General features: G+C 69.7%; 17 protein-coding genes. 10 read left to right on the top strand and 7 right to left on the bottom strand.

Annotation, left to right across the window (positions count from 1 at the left end):
- The first annotated feature begins 11 nt into the window (after positions 1-11).
- A complete protein-coding gene (locus ACIQLK_RS13125; RefSeq protein ID WP_400365247.1) occupies positions 12-473 on the top strand; it encodes a hypothetical protein in 462 nt (153 codons plus the stop codon).
- The gene (locus tag ACIQLK_RS13130) at positions 470-1429 is read left to right on the top strand and encodes a bifunctional riboflavin kinase/FAD synthetase (protein WP_400365249.1); all 960 of its coding nucleotides are present in this window, start codon (positions 470-472) and stop codon (positions 1427-1429) included. Before ACIQLK_RS13125 ends, ACIQLK_RS13130 begins: the two co-directional genes overlap by 4 nt.
- A gap of 35 nt (positions 1430-1464) precedes the next feature.
- On the opposite strand, the gene deoC is transcribed toward ACIQLK_RS13130, so the two are convergent.
- Positions 1465-2175, bottom strand: coding sequence for a deoxyribose-phosphate aldolase (deoC, locus tag ACIQLK_RS13135; protein ID WP_400365251.1), 711 nt, complete (start codon positions 2173-2175; stop codon positions 1465-1467).
- A 225-nt stretch (positions 2176-2400) separates the two neighbouring features.
- Here deoC and ACIQLK_RS13140 point away from each other — a divergent pair, with 225 nt between their 5' ends.
- The 3 genes from ACIQLK_RS13140 to ACIQLK_RS13150 all read left to right on the top strand — a co-directional run bounded on the left by ACIQLK_RS13140 (position 2401) and on the right by ACIQLK_RS13150 (position 6643).
- Positions 2401-4557, top strand: coding sequence for a DEAD/DEAH box helicase (locus ACIQLK_RS13140; protein WP_400365253.1), 2157 nt, complete (start codon positions 2401-2403; stop codon positions 4555-4557).
- A 93-nt stretch (positions 4558-4650) separates the two neighbouring features.
- On the top strand, positions 4651-5679 hold the full coding sequence (locus ACIQLK_RS13145; protein WP_400365255.1) for a 6-phosphofructokinase: 1029 nt from the start codon (positions 4651-4653) through the stop codon (positions 5677-5679).
- A gap of 10 nt (positions 5680-5689) precedes the next feature.
- A complete protein-coding gene (locus tag ACIQLK_RS13150; protein ID WP_400365257.1) occupies positions 5690-6643 on the top strand; it encodes a DMT family transporter in 954 nt (317 codons plus the stop codon).
- Between the two features lie 13 nt (positions 6644-6656).
- On the opposite strand, the gene msrB is transcribed toward ACIQLK_RS13150, so the two are convergent.
- Positions 6657-7067: a peptide-methionine (R)-S-oxide reductase MsrB gene (msrB, locus tag ACIQLK_RS13155; protein ID WP_400365258.1), complete on the bottom strand. Its 411-nt coding sequence runs from the start codon at positions 7065-7067 to the stop codon at positions 6657-6659.
- Positions 7068-7154: 87 nt separating this feature from the next.
- On the opposite strand from msrB, the gene ACIQLK_RS13160 reads away from it, so the two are divergent.
- The 4 genes from ACIQLK_RS13160 (at position 7155) to groL (ending at position 10302) form a co-directional block, all read left to right on the top strand.
- On the top strand, positions 7155-7415 hold the full coding sequence (locus ACIQLK_RS13160) for a DUF3263 domain-containing protein (protein ID WP_400365260.1): 261 nt from the start codon (positions 7155-7157) through the stop codon (positions 7413-7415).
- Between the two features lie 9 nt (positions 7416-7424).
- Positions 7425-8051, top strand: coding sequence for a LytR C-terminal domain-containing protein (locus ACIQLK_RS13165; protein ID WP_400365262.1), 627 nt, complete (start codon positions 7425-7427; stop codon positions 8049-8051).
- 141 nt (positions 8052-8192) lie between these two features.
- On the top strand, positions 8193-8396 hold the full coding sequence (locus ACIQLK_RS13170) for a cold-shock protein (RefSeq protein ID WP_400365263.1): 204 nt from the start codon (positions 8193-8195) through the stop codon (positions 8394-8396).
- Positions 8397-8682: 286 nt separating this feature from the next.
- Positions 8683-10302: a chaperonin GroEL gene (groL, locus tag ACIQLK_RS13175; protein ID WP_400365265.1), complete on the top strand. Its 1620-nt coding sequence runs from the start codon at positions 8683-8685 to the stop codon at positions 10300-10302.
- A gap of 75 nt (positions 10303-10377) precedes the next feature.
- Here the strand turns inward: groL and ACIQLK_RS13180 are convergent, their stop codons facing one another.
- The 3 genes from ACIQLK_RS13180 to ACIQLK_RS13190 form a co-directional block, all read right to left on the bottom strand.
- Positions 10378-10665 carry a WXG100 family type VII secretion target gene (locus ACIQLK_RS13180; protein ID WP_400365267.1) on the bottom strand — a complete coding sequence of 96 codons (288 nt, stop codon included), beginning with the start codon at positions 10663-10665 and terminating at the stop codon, positions 10378-10380.
- Between the two features lie 113 nt (positions 10666-10778).
- Positions 10779-12419: a sensor histidine kinase gene (locus tag ACIQLK_RS13185; protein ID WP_400365269.1), complete on the bottom strand. Its 1641-nt coding sequence runs from the start codon at positions 12417-12419 to the stop codon at positions 10779-10781.
- A gap of 88 nt (positions 12420-12507) precedes the next feature.
- Positions 12508-13200: a response regulator transcription factor gene (locus ACIQLK_RS13190; RefSeq protein WP_091355396.1), complete on the bottom strand. Its 693-nt coding sequence runs from the start codon at positions 13198-13200 to the stop codon at positions 12508-12510.
- A 99-nt stretch (positions 13201-13299) separates the two neighbouring features.
- On the opposite strand from ACIQLK_RS13190, the gene ACIQLK_RS13195 reads away from it, so the two are divergent.
- Positions 13300-14679 carry a type II CAAX prenyl endopeptidase Rce1 family protein gene (locus ACIQLK_RS13195; protein WP_400365272.1) on the top strand — a complete coding sequence of 460 codons (1380 nt, stop codon included), beginning with the start codon at positions 13300-13302 and terminating at the stop codon, positions 14677-14679.
- A gap of 9 nt (positions 14680-14688) precedes the next feature.
- Here the strand turns inward: ACIQLK_RS13195 and ACIQLK_RS13200 are convergent, their stop codons facing one another.
- Positions 14689-16332, bottom strand: a complete 1644-nt coding sequence (locus ACIQLK_RS13200; protein WP_400365274.1) for a DNA repair helicase XPB — start codon at positions 16330-16332, stop codon at positions 14689-14691.
- 27 nt (positions 16333-16359) lie between these two features.
- Entirely contained in the window at positions 16360-18066 is a 1707-nt protein-coding gene (locus ACIQLK_RS13205) for a helicase-associated domain-containing protein (RefSeq protein WP_400365276.1), read from the bottom strand.

The raw sequence follows: 18066 nt of genomic DNA on the forward strand, positions 1-18066 counted from the left end.
ATTGAAGGGCCATGCCTGAGATCGCGCCGACCCCGTCCGCTCCGTCGGCCGCATCCTCATCCCCTCGTCGGATGACCGGAGTCGGCCGCGTCCTCGTCGTCGTCTACGCGATCATGGCACTGGGAGCGACGGGCCGCTCGTTCGTCCAGATCGTCCGCGAGTTCGACGACGCACCGCTCGCGTACTCGCTGTCGGCGCTCTCCGCGCTCGTCTACGTCCTCGCGACCCTCGCCCTGATCTTCAGTGCGTCGGAGCGGTGGTACCGCATCGCGTGGGCCGCGATCGTCTTCGAGCTCGTCGGCGTCCTCGTCGTCGGGACCCTCTCGCTGACGCATCCCGAGCTCTTCAACCACCCCACGGTGTGGTCCGGCTACGGCATCGGGTACGTCCTGATCCCGCTCGTTCTGCCGTTCCTCGGCCTCTGGTGGCTCATCGCGCATCGGCGCGTCCGCACGACGGGCGGCGCCGTGTGATCGTCTTCCGCGACCCCGCCGAGATCCCCGCCGGCTTCGGCCCCAGCGTCGTCGCGATCGGCAAGTTCGACGGCGTGCACTCCGGCCACCGCGCGGTCATCGACCGTGCCCGCGTGACGGCGACGGATGCCGCGGCTCGCGTCGTCGCGGTGACCTTCGACCGCAATCCGCTGAGCCTCCTGCGCCCCGACCGCTGCCCCGAATCTCTCGTGAGCGTCGACCAGAAGATCGCCCTGCTCCGCGACGCCGGTGTCGACGCGGTGCTCGTGCTGCGGTTCGACGAGGCTCTCGCAGCGCTCGCGCCCGAGACCTTCGCCGAGCGGATCCTCGTCGACGCCCTGGGCTCGGTCTGCGTCATGGTGGGCGCCGACTTCCGATTCGGTCGCGGGGGAGCGGGCACGCCGGAGTTCCTGATCGAGTTCGGGCGCGAGCACGGCTTCACCGTCGACGTCGTCGGCGACGTCCAGGGGGGCGGACGCCGCGTCTCGTCGACCTGGGTGCGCGAACTGCTGGCAGCCGGTCAGGTCGAGGACGCCGCGCGGCTGCTCGGCCGCCCGCACGCCGTCCGGGCGGAGGTCGTCCACGGGCTCAAACGGGGTCGCGAGCTCGGCTACCCCACCGCGAACCTGGCCACCGATGCGGAAGGCTTCATTCCCGCCGACGGTGTCTACGCCGGCTGGCTGGTCGACGAGGGCACGGATGCCGGCGGTTACGCGCCCGCGACGAGATACGCCGCCGCAATCTCGATCGGGACGAACCCCACGTTCGACGACGTGCCGGTCCGGCAGGTGGAGGCGTACGTCCTCGACGAGACGGGACTCGACCTGTACGGGCACATGGTCCAGGCGCAGTTCGTCGCCCGAGTCCGCGGCATGGTCGCCTTCGAGGGCATCGAGGCTCTCATCGCCCAGATGGATGCCGACGTCGTCGACGTCCGCGCCGCACTGCGGGGCTGAGGGTCGGCCCCGGCGGCGGGCCGCCGGGGGAGGCCTCAGTACGAGGTGTCGTCCACCGCGCCGGTCGCCGAGGCCCCGGCATCCACTCGTCGTGCCTCGCCGAGGATGACGGCGCTGCCGCTCGTACCGAGGCGCGTGGCACCCGCCTCGATCATGGCGAGGGCGTCGGCGTAGCTGCGGACACCGCCGGAGGCCTTCACCTCGACGTCCGCACCCACCGTGCGACGCATGAGCTCCACATGGGGGACCGTCGCGCCGCCGCCGGCGAAGCCGGTGGAGGTCTTGACGAAGTGCGCGCCGCCCGCCTCGGTGAGGCGGCTGCCGCGCTCGATCTGCTCGTCGTCGAGGAGCGCGGTCTCGAGGATCACCTTGGTGACGCGTCCGTCCGCCGCCTCGACGACGGCCGCGATGTCGGCCACCACGACGTCGTCGAAGCCCGAGCGGAGTGCGCCGATGTTGATGACCATGTCGACCTCGACGGCGCCGTCGGCGAGAGCCTGACGGGTCTCGGCCACCTTCGCCGCCGTCGAGGTGGTGCCGTGGGGGAACCCGATCACGGTGCCGACGGCGACGCCGGTACCGGCGAGACGCTCGACGGCGTGCGGGATGTCGCTGGGGCGAACGCACACGCTGAACACGCCCCATTCCGCCGCGATGTCGAGTTCGGCGTCGACGTCGGTTCGGGTCAGCTCGGGCTTCAGGATCGCGTGGTCGATGGTGGCGGCGAGTTCGCGTTCGGTGGGCATGATTCCCAGCGTACGCGCCCGGCCGCGGCGCGACGTGTCCGGGGTCGCGGACGCGCTAGACTGGGGGAGAAGGATCCTTCCGTCGCCGCAGCCCGCAGAAGCGAGTGCCCGCAGCCGGGGGATCCGGGGAACACATTCGCACCGCGGTCCTTCGTCGCGGTCCCGTAAGACCGTCGTCATCGACGGCCACCGCCGGCATCCGCCGGTGTCACGCTCAGGAGGAGCATGCCGACCACGGCAGCCACCGCCCCCAAGACCGCCGCTCGGCGTCGCCGGGGATCGTCGTCGCGTCGAGACGACGAAGCACCCCTCATCCCGATCCTCGCCCGCAAGGTGCGCGAGGTCGAAGCCAAGGCGCAGCGCGGGAAGCTGGGGCCCACCAACCGGGTGAAGTTCCAGGTCATCGCGTTCCTGGTCCGCGAGGAGCGCGCACGCGTCAAGGCCGCGACCGACATCGCCGACGGCGCCCGCGCCGAGCTGCTCAAGCGGCTCGACGGCGTCGCGACCATCCTCGCCAAGACCGCCGCCCGCGACACCTCCCTCATCCAGCTGCTGGAGGTCGACCAGGCGACGTCGCCGGTCGCCCGTCGCATGAGGCGCGACTGGCTGCTCGAATCGGGTGCGGACCTCGCCGAGGACGAGCTGATCATCACCGACGCGAAGCCCGCGCAGGCTCCCGTCGTCCCCGAGGGCGTCGCCGATCGCCAGGTCGTGCCGCCGCAGGTCGAGGCGCGCAAGGAGTCGAACCCCTTCCTCGCGCCCGACGTCGCCTTGCGCGCGGCCGGACCGACGCCTCGTCGTCGCCTCGACGGCTGGGAGCTCATGGGCCCCCTCTACAAGGCGTTCGAGACCGGTGCCGGGGGAGGTGCGGCCTCGATGGAGCTCCCGCCCGTACCCGAGTTCGACCGGCTCTCGCCCAAGGGTCTTGACGTCATGCCCCACCAGTCGCGGTTCCTGGAATCCGTCCGCGCCGGGCACCGCAGCTTCCTGCTCGCCGACGAGCCGGGCCTCGGCAAGACGGCGCAGTCGGTGCTCGCGGCATCCGTCGCCGACGCCTACCCGCTGCTGGTCGTCGTCCCCAACGTGGTGAAGATGAACTGGGCCCGCGAGGTTGAGCGCTGGACGCCGCAGCGCCGCGCGACCGTCATCCAGGGCGATGGCGAGACGATGGACGCCTTCGCCGACGTCTTCATCGTGAATTACGAGATCCTGGATCGTCACCTCGCCTGGCTGAGCTCCATCGGGCTGAAGGGCATGGTCGTCGATGAGGCGCACTTCATCAAGAACCTCACCTCGCAGCGCTCGCGGAACGTGCTCGCCCTGGCTTCGCGGATCCGTGAGCAGGTGCGCGATCCGCTCCTGCTCGCCCTGACGGGTACGCCGCTCATCAACGATGTCGAGGACTTCGACGCGATCTGGCGCTTCCTCGGCTGGACGAACGGCGAGAAGCCCGGTCCCGATCTCATGGCGCGGCTCGACGAGACGGGGCTGACCCCCGCCGACAAGGCGTTCTACCCCGAGGCGCGTTCGGCCGTGATCTCGATGGGGATCGTCCGCCGCAAGAAGAAGGACGTCGCCGCGGATCTGCCCGACAAGCTCGTGGCCGACCTCCCCGTGGAGCTCGACGACGAGTACGGCCGCTCGATCCGTGCCGCCGAGCGCGAGCTGGGCGAGCGTCTGGCGGCCAAGTACCGCCGGATCATCGAGGCCCGCGGCGACCGTGTGATCCGCGGCGAGGCCGACGACGACATCGTGCGCCTCGTCGCCCACGGCGAGCTCGAAGAGGCGAAGGCCGCCGGGTCGGGCTCCGAGAACGTCTTCACCATGGTCCGCCGCATCGGCCAGGCGAAGGCGCAGCTGGCGGCGGACTACGCCGCGCAGCTGCAGCGCTCGGTCGGCAAGGTCGTCTTCTTCGCGAAGCACATCGACGTGATGGATGCCGCTGAGGCGCACTTCGCATCGGCGGGGCTCCGGACCGTCTCGATCCGCGGCGACCAGACGACCCCCGTCCGTCAGCAGGCGATCGATGCCTTCAACGGCGAGCCGGACGTGGCGATCGCGGTCTGCTCGCTGACCGCCGCCGGTGTCGGCCTGAACCTGCAGGCGGCCTCGAACGTCGTCCTCGCCGAACTCAGCTGGACGGCCGCAGAGCAGACGCAGGCGATCGACCGCGTGCACCGCATCGGGCAGGGCGAGCCGGTCACCGCGTGGCGGATCATCGCCGCGCACACGATCGACACGAAGATCGCCGAGCTCATCGACAGCAAGGAAGGTCTCGCGCAGCGCGCCCTCGACGGTGACGCGGTCGATCCGACCTCGAGCGACTCCGTGCAGCTGTCGGCGCTGATGCATCTGCTCCGACAGGCACTCGGCGCAGCCTGACGCCGGTCCGCTGGCAGGGGATGCCGCCGCGACGCTAGTGTCGTGGAGGCAGCGTCGCCCCGAGCATCAACCCGAATCACCTAAGGACCACCCATGAAGATCGGTATCCTCACGAGCGGCGGCGACTGTCCTGGACTGAACGCCGTCATCCGAGGCATCGTGCTGAAGGGCACGACGACCTACGACATCGAGTTCGTGGGTATCCGCGACGGGTGGCGCGGCGTGGTCGACGGCGACTTCTTCCCCCTGACGCGTCACGAGGTGAAGGGCTTGTCCAAGGTCGGCGGCACGATCCTCGGCACGAGCCGGACGAACCCCTATGAGGGGCCTCGCGGTGGCGCGGAGAACATCTCGAAGACGATGTACGGACACCGCCTCGACGGCATCGTCGCGATCGGCGGCGAGGGCACGCTCGCGGCGGCCGACCGGCTGCACAAGGACGGCATCAACGTCCTGGGTGTGCCGAAGACGATCGACAACGACCTGCACGCCACCGATTACTCCTTCGGGTTCGACACGGCGGTGAACATCGCCACCGAGGCGATGGACCGGCTGCGCACGACCGGCGACTCTCATCAGCGCTGCATGGTCGCCGAGGTCATGGGTCGCCACGTCGGGTGGATCGCCCTGCACTCGGGCATCGCGTCCGGCGCCCACGTCATCTGCATCCCCGAGGTGCCGATGTCGATCGACGACATCGCCGAGCAGGTCACCAAGGCACACGACCGCGGTCGTGCGCCGCTGGTCGTCGTGTCGGAGGGCTTCAAGCTCACCGGCATGGAGGAGGCCTACAGCGACAAGGGTCTCGACGCCTTCAACCGCCCGCGTCTCGGCGGCATCGGTGAGATCCTCGCTCCCGAGATCGAGCGCATCACCGGCATCGAGACCCGCTCGACGGTGCTCGGTCACATCCAGCGCGGCGGATCGCCCTCGGGCTTCGACCGCGTTCTCGCGACCCGTCTGGGTCTGCACGCCGCCGACGCGATCGTCGACGGCGCGTGGGGTCAGATGGTCGCCATGCAGGGCACCGAGATCGTCCGCGTCCCCTTCGCCGAGGCGCTCGGGTCGCTCCACACGGTTCCTCTGCACCGGTACGAAGAAGCCGCCGCGCTGTTCGGCTGAGCCGATCCGCGTGACGACTGGGTCTCCATCAGCCCCGGCATCCATCGGTCCCGCCCTGGCGGGCGCGGTGGCGGTCGGTGTCCTCACCGCCGTTCAGGCCCGCATCAACGGGCAACTCGGGGTGCGTCTGGAGCACGCGATGGCCGCCGCCGTCATCTCGTTCGCGAGCGGGCTGCTGCTGATCGCGGTCATCAGTGCGGCCACGCCCGCGGGGCGACGCGGCGCCGCGGCGCTGGCCCGCGGCATCCGTGATCACTCGATCCCCTGGTGGATGCTGGTGGGCGGCGCAGCCGGCGCCCTCACCGTCGGGACGCAGAGTCTCGCCGTCGGGATCGTCGGTGTCTCGCTGTTCACCGTGGGGATCGTCGCCGGACAGACGGTGGGTGGTCTCGTGTTCGATCGAATCGGCTACGGCCCGGGAGGCGTCGTGGCCGTCACGGTGCCGCGCCTGGTCGGCGGGGTGCTCGCGCTCGCGGCGGTGGCCGTCATGCTCGTCGCGGGTGACGGTCTGGCCGGGGTGCCGGTGTGGATGGTGATCCTGCCCGTGATCGTCGGGGTCGGACTCGCCTGGCAGCAGGCCACGAACGGTCGTCTGCGGGCTCGCGTCGGGACGCCGCTGACGGCGACTCTCGTCAACTTCGTGGTCGGCACCGCGATCCTCACGGTGCTCGCCGTCATCGTCACGCTGGTCAGCGGCCCGCCCGCGACGCCCCCGGGGGAGCCGTGGCTCTACCTCGGGGGCGTCTTGGGCGTCACGTACATCGTGATGTCGGCCGCGATCGTGGCGCGGACAGGGGTCCTGCTGTTCGGCCTGGCGGCCGTATCGGGTCAGCTCGTCGCCTCACTGGCCCTCGACGCCGCGTGGCCTGCACCGGCAGGCCCCGGACTCGTGGTCGAGGCGATCACGGTCGTGATCGGCCTCGCGTCGGTGTCCGTCGCGGCCTTCTGGCGCGTACGGCGCTGAGCGCCGCGGTCGGTCAGGCCTCGTCGGCCCTCGGGGTGAACGAGAGCGACAGCGAGTTCATGCAGTAACGGTCTCCGGTCGGGGTGCCGAACCCGTCGGGGAACACGTGCCCCAGGTGCGATCCGCAGTTGGCGCAGCGCACCTCGGTGCGGACCATGCCGTGGCTGTTGTCCTCGATCAGCTCCACCGCCTCGGGGCGGACCGACTCGTAGAAGCTCGGCCACCCGCAGTGCGAGTCGAACTTCGTGCCGCTCTGGAACAGTTCCGACCCGCAGGCTGCGCAGGTGTAGAACCCGGCGCGATCCTCATCGAGGAGTTCGCCGGTCCATGCGCGCTCCGTCCCGGCCTGACGCAGGACGGCGTACTGCTCGGGCGTCAGCTCCTCACGCCACTGCTCGTCGGTCTTCTCCACGCGATAGCTCATGTGTTCTTCCTTCCCTCGTGCTATTCAACCGGACGAACCGCCCGGATGTTCCGCAGTGTCGCCGCATGACGGTCGTACGGTGGGGGAGTGCCCCTCTCCGACCGCGACCGCGCCATCCTCGACTTCGAGGCGCTGTGGCACGGGCATTCGGGTGCGAAGGAGGAGGCGCTGCGGGCTGAGCTGTCGCTGACGCCTGCGCGGTACTACCAGCTCCTCGGTCGGATCCTCGACTCACCGGATGCCGTCGCTCACGATCCGGTGCTCGTCCACCGGCTTCGGCGGCTGCAGGCTGCGCAGGAACGCGAGCGACGCACCCGCGCCAGGATCCTCCCGGCCTCGGCCCGGTAGGATCCTCGGGTGCCGTCTCCGACTTCCTCGACCGAGCCAGAGCAGCCCGCCCCGACGGATCCTTCCGCCTCGCAGGGCCGGTCCGCCAGCACGGATCGCTTCGACGACCTCCCGGTGCGCTCCGCGCGCGTCGGTGCGCACCGCGCCGAGGCTCCTCGCCTGCGCGTGGGCGTCATCGTGCTCTGGTCCGTCGTCGCGACCGTCGCGATCGTGGCCGCGGGAGTCTTCGGCACCCTCTACGCCACCGGACGGCTCGAGGCGGCGCCGGCCGCGACAGGGCGGGCGAGCGTCGTGGCGCCGCGCGTCGACACTTCGTACCAGGTCCTTGTCCTGAATGCGACGAAGGAGAGCGGACTCGGCGCCAAGGTCCGCGACGACGTCATCGCTGCCGGATGGGCGGCCGCCGACGTCGAAGCGAGCAACGCGAGCTCGGACGACTTCCCGACGACGACGGTCTACTACGGCACGGCGGGCGACGAAGCGGCCGCACGCGGTCTTGCGGATGCCATCGGCGGTGCGGACGTCTCGCTCGACGATTCGTACCAGGTCGTGGCTCCTCCCGAGACGACGGATGCCGGAGGCACGAGCCGTCCGCAGCTCGTGATCGTCGTGGGTCTGGACTTCCGCTCGGAGTGAGCCTGGAGGGAGGGGTCCCTCGGGATGTGTTTCGCGGTCGTAAACAGTTCGGTTCGGTGGTGTCAAAAGACGCCGTAACCCCGAATCCGGCACGGACGCCGTGGCTAGCATTTCGATGTCCCACAGCTTCAGGAGATTCGCATGACCCAGGGAACCGTCAAGTGGTTCAACGCCGAGAAGGGCTTCGGCTTCATCACCCTCGGTGACGGACAGGACGTCTTCGTCCACTACTCCAACATCGACATGTCGGGCTTCCGCGTGCTCGAAGAGGGACAGTCCGTCGAGTTCACCGTCGGCAGCGGGCAGAAAGGCCCGCAGGCCGAGTCCGTCCGCGTCCTCGCCTGACGGCGGCCAGCTCCCGTAGCGGCCGGAGAACCGTCCGTTCACCCCGGGCGTGTTCCGCTCCGAGCCGGAGCGATCCTCGACGGCTTCCGCGTCGTCGCGTGCGGTGGCGGAGTGCTCCCAGCCCGCCGATTCGTCGCGACCGTCGGAGGTGCCGTGCGGCTTGCACTCCCTATGGTCGAGTGCCAGAATGATTTAGCACTCACTCATCCTGAGTGCCAGAACGATCCCGCTCCCAGTCCCTGGGAGCACGGTACTGAACCTCACGTCCGGGAGGGACGACACAGTTATGGCAAAGATCATCGCTTTCGACGAGGAGGCCCGCCGCGGCCTCGAGCGCGGCCTCAACACCCTGGCCGACGCCGTCAAGGTGACGCTCGGCCCCCGCGGTCGCAACGTCGTGCTCGAGAAGAAGTGGGGCGCTCCCACGATCACGAACGACGGCGTGTCGATCGCCAAGGAGATCGAGCTCGACGACCCGTACGAGAAGATCGGCGCGGAGCTCGTCAAGGAGGTCGCCAAGAAGACCGACGACGTCGCCGGTGACGGCACGACGACGGCTACCGTCCTCGCCCAGGCGCTCGTGCGCGAGGGCCTGCGCAACGTCGCGGCCGGTGCCGACCCGATCTCGCTCAAGAAGGGCATCGAGAAGGCCGTCAAGGCTCTCTCCGACGAGCTGCTCGCCGGCGCGAAGGAGATCGAGACCAAGGACCAGATCGCGGCGACGGCATCCATCTCGGCTGCCGACCCCGAGATCGGCGCCCTGATCGCCGAGGCCATCGACAAGGTCGGCAAGGAAGGCGTCGTCACCGTCGAGGAGTCCAACACCTTCGGCACCGAGCTCGAGCTCACCGAGGGCATGCGCTTCGACAAGGGCTACATCAACCCCTACTTCGTCACCGACGCCGACCGTCAGGAAGCCGTCTTCGAGGACCCCTACATCCTCATCGCGAACCAGAAGATCTCGAACATCAAGGACCTTCTGCCCGTCGTCGACAAGGTGATCCAGGAGGGCAAGGAGCTCCTCATCATCGCCGAGGACGTCGAGGGCGAAGCCCTCGCGACGCTCGTGCTGAACAAGATCCGCGGCATCTTCAAGTCGGCCGCCGTCAAGGCTCCCGGCTTCGGCGACCGCCGCAAGGCTCAGCTGCAGGACATCGCGATCCTCACGGGTGGCCAGGTCATCACCGAGGAGGTCGGCCTCAAGCTCGAGAACGCCACCCTCGACCTGCTCGGCCGTGCCCGCAAGGTCATCATCACCAAGGACGAGACCACGATCGTCGAAGGCGCCGGCGAGGCGTCGCAGATCGAGGGTCGCGTGACCCAGATCCGCCGCGAGATCGACAACACCGACAGCGACTACGACCGCGAGAAGCTCCAGGAGCGCCTCGCGAAGCTCGCCGGCGGCGTCGCCGTCATCAAGGCCGGCGCGGCGACCGAGGTCGAGCTCAAGGAGCGCAAGCACCGCATCGAGGACGCCGTCCGCAACGCGAAGGCAGCGGTCGAGGAGGGCATCGTCCCCGGTGGTGGCGTGGCCCTCATCCAGGCCGGTGAGAAGGCGTTCGCGAAGCTGGAGCTCGTCGGCGACGAGGCGACCGGTGCGAACATCGTCAAGGTGGCCATCCAGGCTCCCCTGAAGCAGATCGCTCTCAACGCCGGCCTCGAGCCGGGTGTCGTGTCGAACAAGGTCGCCGAGCTCCCCGCGGGCGAGGGCCTGAACGCTGCGACCGGCGAGTACGTCGACATGTTCGCCGCGGGCATCATCGACCCGGCCAAGGTCACCCGCTCGGCGCTGCAGAACGCCGCGTCGATCGCCGGCCTCTTCCTCACCACCGAGGCGGTCGTGGCCGACAAGCCCGAGAAGGCGGCGGCTCCGGCCGGCGACCCGACCGGCGGCATGGACTTCTGATCCAGCGCTGACAGTCAGCACGAAGGGCCCTTCCTCCGGGAGGGGCCCTTCGTCGTATCCGGTGGGATGCCGTGGTCAGCGGAACATGCCGGCGGCGGCCATCTCGGTCTGCGCATACTGCTGCCCGGCGCTCCCCAATGCGGTGCTGATGTCGGAGAGAGCGGCATCCAGCTCCCGCTGCGCGGCTCGCCACCGTTCGACGACTCCCTGGAAGGCGACCGACGCGTTGCCGGTCCACGATCCCTGCAGCTGCGTGAGGTGGCCGAGCATCGCGGTGGTCTCGGACTGCACCCGATCGCCGGTCGCCCGAATCGTTGCGGTTGCGGCGAGAACGGCGTCGCTGTCGACGGTGAAGACGGTCATGGCGGTTCCTTTCGATGGGATGCCGCCACGCTAGAGACACCGCCGCCGCGCTCCGCCGCGGAGACGTCGCCCGGGGGAGAGCGGCGTGCACCCGTGCCCTGGGGAGAAGGCGCTCAGTCCTCGCTGCGGGACGCACGCGGGAGCGGCTGCGTCGCGAGATCGACGGCCTCACCGGCCGTGGCGCGGTCGAGGGCGAGGGGGAGGGAGACCGTGAAGGTCGCGCCGCCGCCGGGGGTGTCGGTGACCTCGATCGTGCCGTGCAGGGTCGCGACGATGGATGCGACGATCGAGAGGCCGAGGCCCGAGCCGCCCGTCTCCCTGGTCCGAGAGGAGTCGGCGCGCCAGAATCGCTGGAAGATCTTGCTGCGGATCTGTTCGGGCACGCCCTCGCCATGGTCCGCGACCGAGATCCATCCGCGCCCCGAGTCCGGATCGGCTCCCACGGTCAGTTCGATGGGCGAGCCGGCAGGTGTGTAACGGCGGGCATTGCCGAGCAGGTTCGCGACCACCTGACGGATGCGGTTCTCGTCGCCGAGCACGATCGGAAGGACCACCTGGGGCTCGGAGAGTCGGATCGGCTCCGTCTGCAGCGCGGGGGGCGCGGCGTCCGTGCGGGGCCTTCTGCGGAGCAGCCGGCCGGCGCCGGCGATGGGGCCGTTGCGGCGCTTCGGTGCGGGCTCCTGCTCCGAGAACACGGCGAGCGGGATGGCCGTCGTCGGGGTGTGGCCCGTGAAGGCGACCTCGCGGTCGGGGGAGGCGGCGCGGGCGTCGAGAGCGGCATCCCGTGCGATGGGGCGCAGATCGACGGGGACGACGGCGACGTCGCGCTGCTCGTCGAGACGCGCCAGCGCGAGGAGATCCTCGACGAGCGCGCCCATGCGGATCGCCTCCTTCTCGATGCGCTCCATGGCCTGAGCGGTCTGCTCCTGGTCCTGGATGGCCCCCATCCGGTACAGCTCGGCGTAGCCGCGGACGGTCACGAGGGGCGTGCGCAGTTCGTGGCTGGCGTCGCCGATGAATCGGCGCATCCGGTCGACCGTCGAGTCCCGCTCACCGAGGGCATCGTCGATGCGTTCCAGCATGACGTTGATCGCCGTCTTGAGTCGTCCGACTTCGGTTCCCGGGGCGATGTCGCTCATGCGCTGGCTGAAGTCGCCCTGCGCGATCGTCATGGCGGTGGATTCGACCTGGCCGAGGCCGCGGAAGGCGAGGGTTACGAGTCCGCGTGTGAGGATCGCGCTGCAGACGATGGTGAACAGGGCCAGAGCCGTGTAGATGCCGATGTAGTTGGCGACCGTCCGGTTGACGTCGTTCAGGGGGAGGGCGACGAGCTGCGTGTAATACTCCCGCGATCCGGGGATGGGCAGCGTGTCGACGCTCGCGCGATAGCGGACGGTGCCGTCGGCCGACGTGAGATCGAACGGCGCGGTGCCGTCGAGCACCGTCTGATCGAGCGAGAACGTGGCGGGGAACTCCGGCGGGGCCAGCGAACCGTCGCCGCCGGCGACCGCGAGGCGCGCTCCTTTGCCCTTGCCGCTGTACACCGCGACGGAGAAATCCGTCGGGGCCGCTGCGATGGGGGTGAAGGTCGCCTCGCCGCCGTCCAGCGTCACGTTCATCAGACTGCTCGCGAGGTCGGTGGTGACCGTCTGCGTGAGCGATTGATCCACGGCGGACAGCTGCGCGTTGCGCAGGAAGATCATGGTGCCGACGCCGGCCGCGATCATGCCGAACGCGAGGATGCTGACCGTCACGCCGGTGACCTTGGTGCGCAGACTGAGACCGCGCCACCAGTGCGTGACGCGGTCCTGCGATGCCGTCGGGCCCAGGGGGCGCCTCCGTTCAGGCGGTGCGGTCGGCCTTCAGCATGTATCCGAAGCCGCGCTTGGTCTGGATGAGGGGCTCGGAGGAGTGCGGGTCGATCTTGCGGCGGAGGTACGAGATGTAGCTCTCCACGATGCCCGCGTCGCCGTTGAAGTCGTACTCCCACACGTGGTCGAGGATCTGCGCCTTGCTCAGCACGCGGTTGGGGTTGAGCATCAGGTAGCGCAGGAGCTTGAACTCGGTCGGGGAGAGGTCGATCGAGGTGTCGCCGACCTGGACGTCGTGCGTGTCCTGATCCATCGTGATCTCGCCGGCCTTGATGATCGAGTCCTCGTCGGCCTGCATCGTACGTCGGAGGATGGCCTGGATGCGCGCGACGATCTCATCGAGGCTGAAGGGCTTGGTGACGTAGTCGTCGCCGCCCGAGTTCAGCCCCTCGATCTTGTCCTCGGTGGCATCCTTCGCCGTGAGGAACAGGATGGGCGCGGTGTAGCCCGCGCCGCGCAGACGCTTGGTCACGCTGAACCCGTTCATGTCGGGGAGCATGACGTCGAGGATGATCAGGTCCGGTTCTTCCTCGAGGACGGCCGAGATGGTCTGAGCGCCGTTCGCGACGGCACGGACCTGGTATCCGGCGAACCGGAGACTCGTGACGAGCAGATCCCGGATGTTCGGCTCGTCGTCGACGACGAGGATTCGTGCAGCGGTCATGAGCCCATACTGGCACCGGAATCAATCGGTTTGCTGGACATTCCGATCCCGGGTCGCTCGGGGGTACGATCCCGTCCCGGGGTGGGACAGGATGGAACAGTGACCGTCCCGCCGCCCGTCCCCGTTCCTCAGCGCCCCGCGAAGGCGCTCCCCGCCGACACCACAGGCCCGGGTGCCGCCTTCCACCGCCTGCTGTTCGCGCGGCAGCGTCGCGGCTGGTGGACCCCTCTGGCGACGGGGGCGATCGGCGTCGTGCTCTACCTCATCGTGTCCACGGTGATCGGCTTCGTCTTCGCGCTCAGCGTCTTCGCCTCGGACCCGTCCGGCGATGTCTACGCACTCCTGGACCGGTTGCAGACGATCGATGTGACGGATCCGGTGGGACTCGCCGTCATCCTGTCGTCGCTCGCGGTGATGTGGCCCATCTACCTGTTGTCGTCGTTCCTCGTGAACGGTCGACGCGTCGGCTTCCTGTCGTCGGTCGCGGGTTCGCTCCGCTGGAGGTGGCTGCTGCTGTGCGCCGGCGCGGCGGTCGTCGTGTACATCGTCGTCTCCGCGCTCTCCTTCCTGCTCCCGGCGGAGGAGGGATCGGGGGGCACGCTCGTCTCGCCGCAGGACAATCCCGCGTTCGTGGCATCCTTCCTCATCGTGCTGATCCTCGTTCCGTTCCAGGCGACGGCCGAGGAATACGTCTTCCGCGGGTACCTGATGCAGACGGTGGGACGCTGGCTGAAGCACCCCGCGTGGGCGATCCTGCTGCCCGTGCCCCTGTTCGTGCTGGGGCACATGTACGACTGGGCCGGTCAGGTCAGTGTCGGCGTCTTCGCTGTCGCCGCCGGATGGCTCACGTGGCGCACCGGGGGACTCGAGGCAGCCATCGCGCTGCACATCGTCAACAACCTCGCCGCGTTCGGGTTCTCGGTGTTCGGCCTCACCGACGCGGCGGCGACGGACACGAGCGTCGTGAGCCTCGTATCGTCGGCCGTGATGATCGCTGCATTCGTGGGAGTCGTCGAATGGCTCTGGCGCCGCGGCGACGGCCGCCGCACGCTGCGGATCACGCCGGCCCTCGAACCCGTGCCGGCTCCGCCGGTGTACGCGGGCGCATATCCGCCCGTCTACGGGCAGCCGCCGGTGTACGGGCAGCCGCCGGTGTACGGGCAGTCGCCGGTGTACGGGCAGTCGCCGGTGTACGGTCAGCCTCCGGTGTACGGTCAGCCTCCGGTCTATGGCCAGCCTCCGGTCGAACCGGCTCCGGCGTCGACGCCTCCGGCCGCGCCCTACGACGGTCCGCCCCTGCAGCCGCACCAGGCGCCGCGATGGGGCGAGTACGCACCCTCGCCCGACGCGACCCCCGCGCCAGGATCGACTCCTGCGTCCGGCCCGACACCGTCCGATTCCGCGGACCGCGGATCGTCCGGTTCCGGAACGGATGCCGGTGGCTCCGACGCGTCGTCGGGTTCGTCCTCGTCGGACTGAGCCGGATGCTCAGGCCGCCATCAGGTTGTCGGCGTCGAGGATCGTGTAGCTGTAGCCCTGTTCCGCAAGGAACCGCTGACGGTTCTGAGCGAAGTCCTGGTCGACGGTGTCGCGCGCGATGAGCGTGTAGAAGCTCGCCTTGTGACCGTTGGACTTCGGACGGAGCAGACGGCCGAGGCGCTGAGCCTCCTCCTGCCGTGACCCGAAGGACCCCGAGACCTGGATCGCAACCGAGGCGTCCGGCAGGTCGATCGAGAAGTTCGCGACCTTCGAGACGACGAGGACGGGGATGCGCGCGTTGCGGAAGGCGTCGAAGAGCTCCTCGCGCTCGTCCACCGGCGTCGAACCGGTGATCTTCGGCGCGCCGAGCTCCTCGGAGAGCACATCGATCTGGTCGAGGTATTGGCCGATCACGAGGATCTGCTCGCCCTCGTGCTTGGCGACGAGGTCGCGGACGACGTCGATCTTCGCGTGCGCGGTCGCCGCGAGGCGGTAGCGCTCGTCATCGGCGGACGCAGCGTATTCGAGCCGATCGGATGCCGGCAGGTCGATGCGCACCTCGTAGCAGACCGCGGGGGAGATGAAGCCCTGCGCCTCGATCTCCTTCCACGGAGCGTCGAACCGCTTGGGGCCGATGAGACTGAAGACGTCGCCCTCACGGCCGTCCTCGCGCACGAGGGTCGCGGTGAGACCGAGCCGGCGCCGCGCCTGCAGATCGGCGGTGAGCTTGAAGACGGGGGCGGGGAGCAGATGCACCTCGTCGTACACGATGAGCCCCCAGTCGAGCGCGTCGAGCAGGGCGAGGTGGGCGTACTCGCCCTTCCGCTTCGCGGTGAGGATCTGGTACGTCGCGATCGTGACCGGCTTCACTTCCTTCGACTGACCGGAGTACTCGCCGATCTCCTCGGGGGTGAGCGAGGTGCGCTTGAGCAGCTCGTCGCGCCACTGCCGGGCGCTGACCGTGTTGGTGACGAGGATGAGGGTCGTGGTCTTCGTGTCGGCCATCGCCGCCGCGCCGACGAGGGTCTTGCCTGCGCCGCAGGGGAGGACCACGACGCCGGAGCCGCCCTCGCTGAAGATGTCGACGGCCTTCCGCTGATACGGCCGCAGCGTCCAGCCGTCCTCGTGCAGCTCGATCTCGTGCGGCGTGCCGGGAGTGAAGCCCGCGTGGTCCTCGGCCGGCCAGCCGATCTTCAGCAGCTCCTGCTTGATCTGACCACGGGCCCAGGCGTCGATGACGTAGGTCTCCGGGCTCGGGTGGGCGATCAGCAGAGGCTGGATGCGGCGGTTCCGGGCGATCTCGGCGAGCACCGGCTTATCGGTGGAGCGGAGGATGAGCGTCCCCTCGTCGTCGCGCTCGATGACCAGGCGTCCGTAGCGGCCGACGGTCTCACGGATGTCGATCGAGACCGACGGCGGAACCGGGAACTTCGCCCAGCGCTCGAGGGTGGCGAGCATGTCCTCGGCGTCGTGCCCGGCGGCGCGTGCGTTCCACAGCCCGAGCCGGGTGATCCGGTAGGTGTGGATGTGCTCGGGTGCGCGCTCGAGTTCGGCGAAGATCGCGAGTTCGTGTCGCGCGTTCTCCGCGTCGGGGTGAGCTACTTCGAGCAGCACCGTGCGGTCGCTCTGGACGATGAGGGGGCCGTCAGCCATAACGGACGAGTCTACCGGCCCCGACGGTCACACCGGCCGGACGCTCACGATGCTCGACAGTGGCAGTGTCCGTTCGACGTCGGCGGCCCGGTCGCGTCCGCGCAGGCGCCCGCCGCCGAGACCTGCGGCCTCGAGGGTCACGTCACGCGTCGACCCGTCGGGCATGCGGACCGTGATGTCGATCGTCGCCCGGGCACGGACCGCCTGGTCGAGTTCGCGCTCGAGCCAGGCGGCATCCGCATCGTCGGACAGGCTGGAGCGCAGCGTCTCGATGAGCGGACGGTAGCGGTCCGACGCCGACGTCTCGGGGGGCGCCGTCACGGCGACGTCGTGGCGCCCGACGGAGCGCGGAGCGCCGTCGGCGTCCACCGCCAGGATCGGGTAGCGGGCGTCGGCGAGCATCCAGAAGGTCGTGTCGACGCTCGTGCGGGTCACGAGGTCGTCTCCGTCGACGATGAGACCGAGCGGTCGGAGCGCCTGATCGACGTTGATGGCGTCGAGCAGATCGCGCTGACCCGACAGGCGGGTGTAACCCTGCCGATCGGGTCCGACGCGCAGGGTCCCGTGGCGGGTGGCAGCGCGCTCGATCTCGTAGGCGAGCGGCTGCGGCACGCCGGTGAGCGAGAGTTCGGTGAGGAATCCGGTGAGGGATGCCGCGGTCTCACCCGCGGCGAAGGCGGCGCCGATCGTCTCGGCGGTGAACCGGTAGGTGGCCGCCTGCGCGCGGGACTCGCGGCGCGCGGTGGTGCGCAGGCGCAGGTCGAGACGCGGCTCGAGGGGACCGGGTGCGATCGCGGTCAGATCGTTCTGCAGATAGACCTTGTCGACCTCGTGCGGGAGCAGGGCGCGGAGCGCGTCGGCGTCGGCATCGCCGCCCTCGGCGAGATCGGCCGCCCACGTCGGCGGAGTGCCGTCCGGGCCGAGGACGGCCCACTGCACGAGCATCGCGACCAGACGCGCGACCCGCTCCGGCCATGCCGGGTCGAAGGGATAGGCTCCCGGCCACTCCGTCAGGGGACGCCAGCCGCCCTCGGGGGAGCGCACCGCGGGCGGCAGCCGATCGCGCAGTCGATCGGCGACCTTGAGCCAGCGCTCGACGGTGCGGCTGTCGAGCCACGACGTCCCGGTCTCTGTGACCGTCCAGCTGCGCTCGGAGCCGTCGAGCAGTCCCGCCTCGTCGGCGATCCAGACGAGGATGTCGGCGTCGTCATGGCTCGCGGCAGCGCCGGCATCGACGAGCCGGCGGCGATCGCCTGCGCTGAGCGCGCCCGAGCCGATCCGGCCAAGCGGCGTCCGCGTCGCGGAATGGAGGATGTCGGCGAGCGAGGCGACGGCGTCGAAGGCACGCTCGGCGCTGGCGGCATCCGATTCGGCCGCTCCCGCGACGACGGGCGTCGTCTCCACGGTCGCGGCGGACGAGAGGGCTGCGGCCACGGCGTCGTAGGGGGTTCCGTCTTCGTCCGTCAGTGCGCGTGCCGCGAGGGGGCGTCGCAACGGCCCGTCGACCGGTGTCGCGCTCTGCACGGCGTCGCGCAGTGCGGCCGCCTCGACGTCCGAGACATCGGCGAGGGCGCGATTCAGCTGCGCCGGGTCGAGCAATCCGTCGGCCGCATCGAAGAAGTCCATCCACGACGTGGACGGTGCGACGTGCCGGGCATCGAGCAGGGTGGCGAGGGCATCCGGATCGAGCGTCGCGAGTCGGGTCGCGAGGGCACGAGCGTCGGAGGCGGTCAC

It is taken from the genome of Microbacterium sp. NPDC091382 (assembly GCF_044757025.1).
Lineage (GTDB): Bacteria > Actinomycetota > Actinomycetes > Actinomycetales > Microbacteriaceae > Microbacterium.

Excerpts from the sequence above, each read along its gene's own strand:
- msrB (WP_400365258.1), bottom strand. The coding sequence starts at position 7,067 with ATGAGCTATCGCGTGGAGAAGACCGACGAGCAGTGGCGTGAGGAGCTG.
- ACIQLK_RS13170 (WP_400365263.1), top strand. The coding sequence starts at position 8,193 with ATGACCCAGGGAACCGTCAAGTGGTTCAACGCCGAGAAGGGCTTCGGC.
- ACIQLK_RS13190 (WP_091355396.1), bottom strand. The coding sequence starts at position 13,200 with ATGACCGCTGCACGAATCCTCGTCGTCGACGACGAGCCGAACATCCGG.
- deoC (WP_400365251.1), bottom strand. The coding sequence starts at position 2,175 with ATGCCCACCGAACGCGAACTCGCCGCCACCATCGACCACGCGATCCTG.
- ACIQLK_RS13200 (WP_400365274.1), bottom strand. The coding sequence starts at position 16,332 with ATGGCTGACGGCCCCCTCATCGTCCAGAGCGACCGCACGGTGCTGCTC.
- groL (WP_400365265.1), top strand. The coding sequence starts at position 8,683 with ATGGCAAAGATCATCGCTTTCGACGAGGAGGCCCGCCGCGGCCTCGAG.
- ACIQLK_RS13125 (WP_400365247.1), top strand. The coding sequence starts at position 12 with ATGCCTGAGATCGCGCCGACCCCGTCCGCTCCGTCGGCCGCATCCTCA.
- ACIQLK_RS13145 (WP_400365255.1), top strand. The coding sequence starts at position 4,651 with ATGAAGATCGGTATCCTCACGAGCGGCGGCGACTGTCCTGGACTGAAC.
- ACIQLK_RS13140 (WP_400365253.1), top strand. The coding sequence starts at position 2,401 with ATGCCGACCACGGCAGCCACCGCCCCCAAGACCGCCGCTCGGCGTCGC.
- ACIQLK_RS13180 (WP_400365267.1), bottom strand. The coding sequence starts at position 10,665 with ATGACCGTCTTCACCGTCGACAGCGACGCCGTTCTCGCCGCAACCGCA.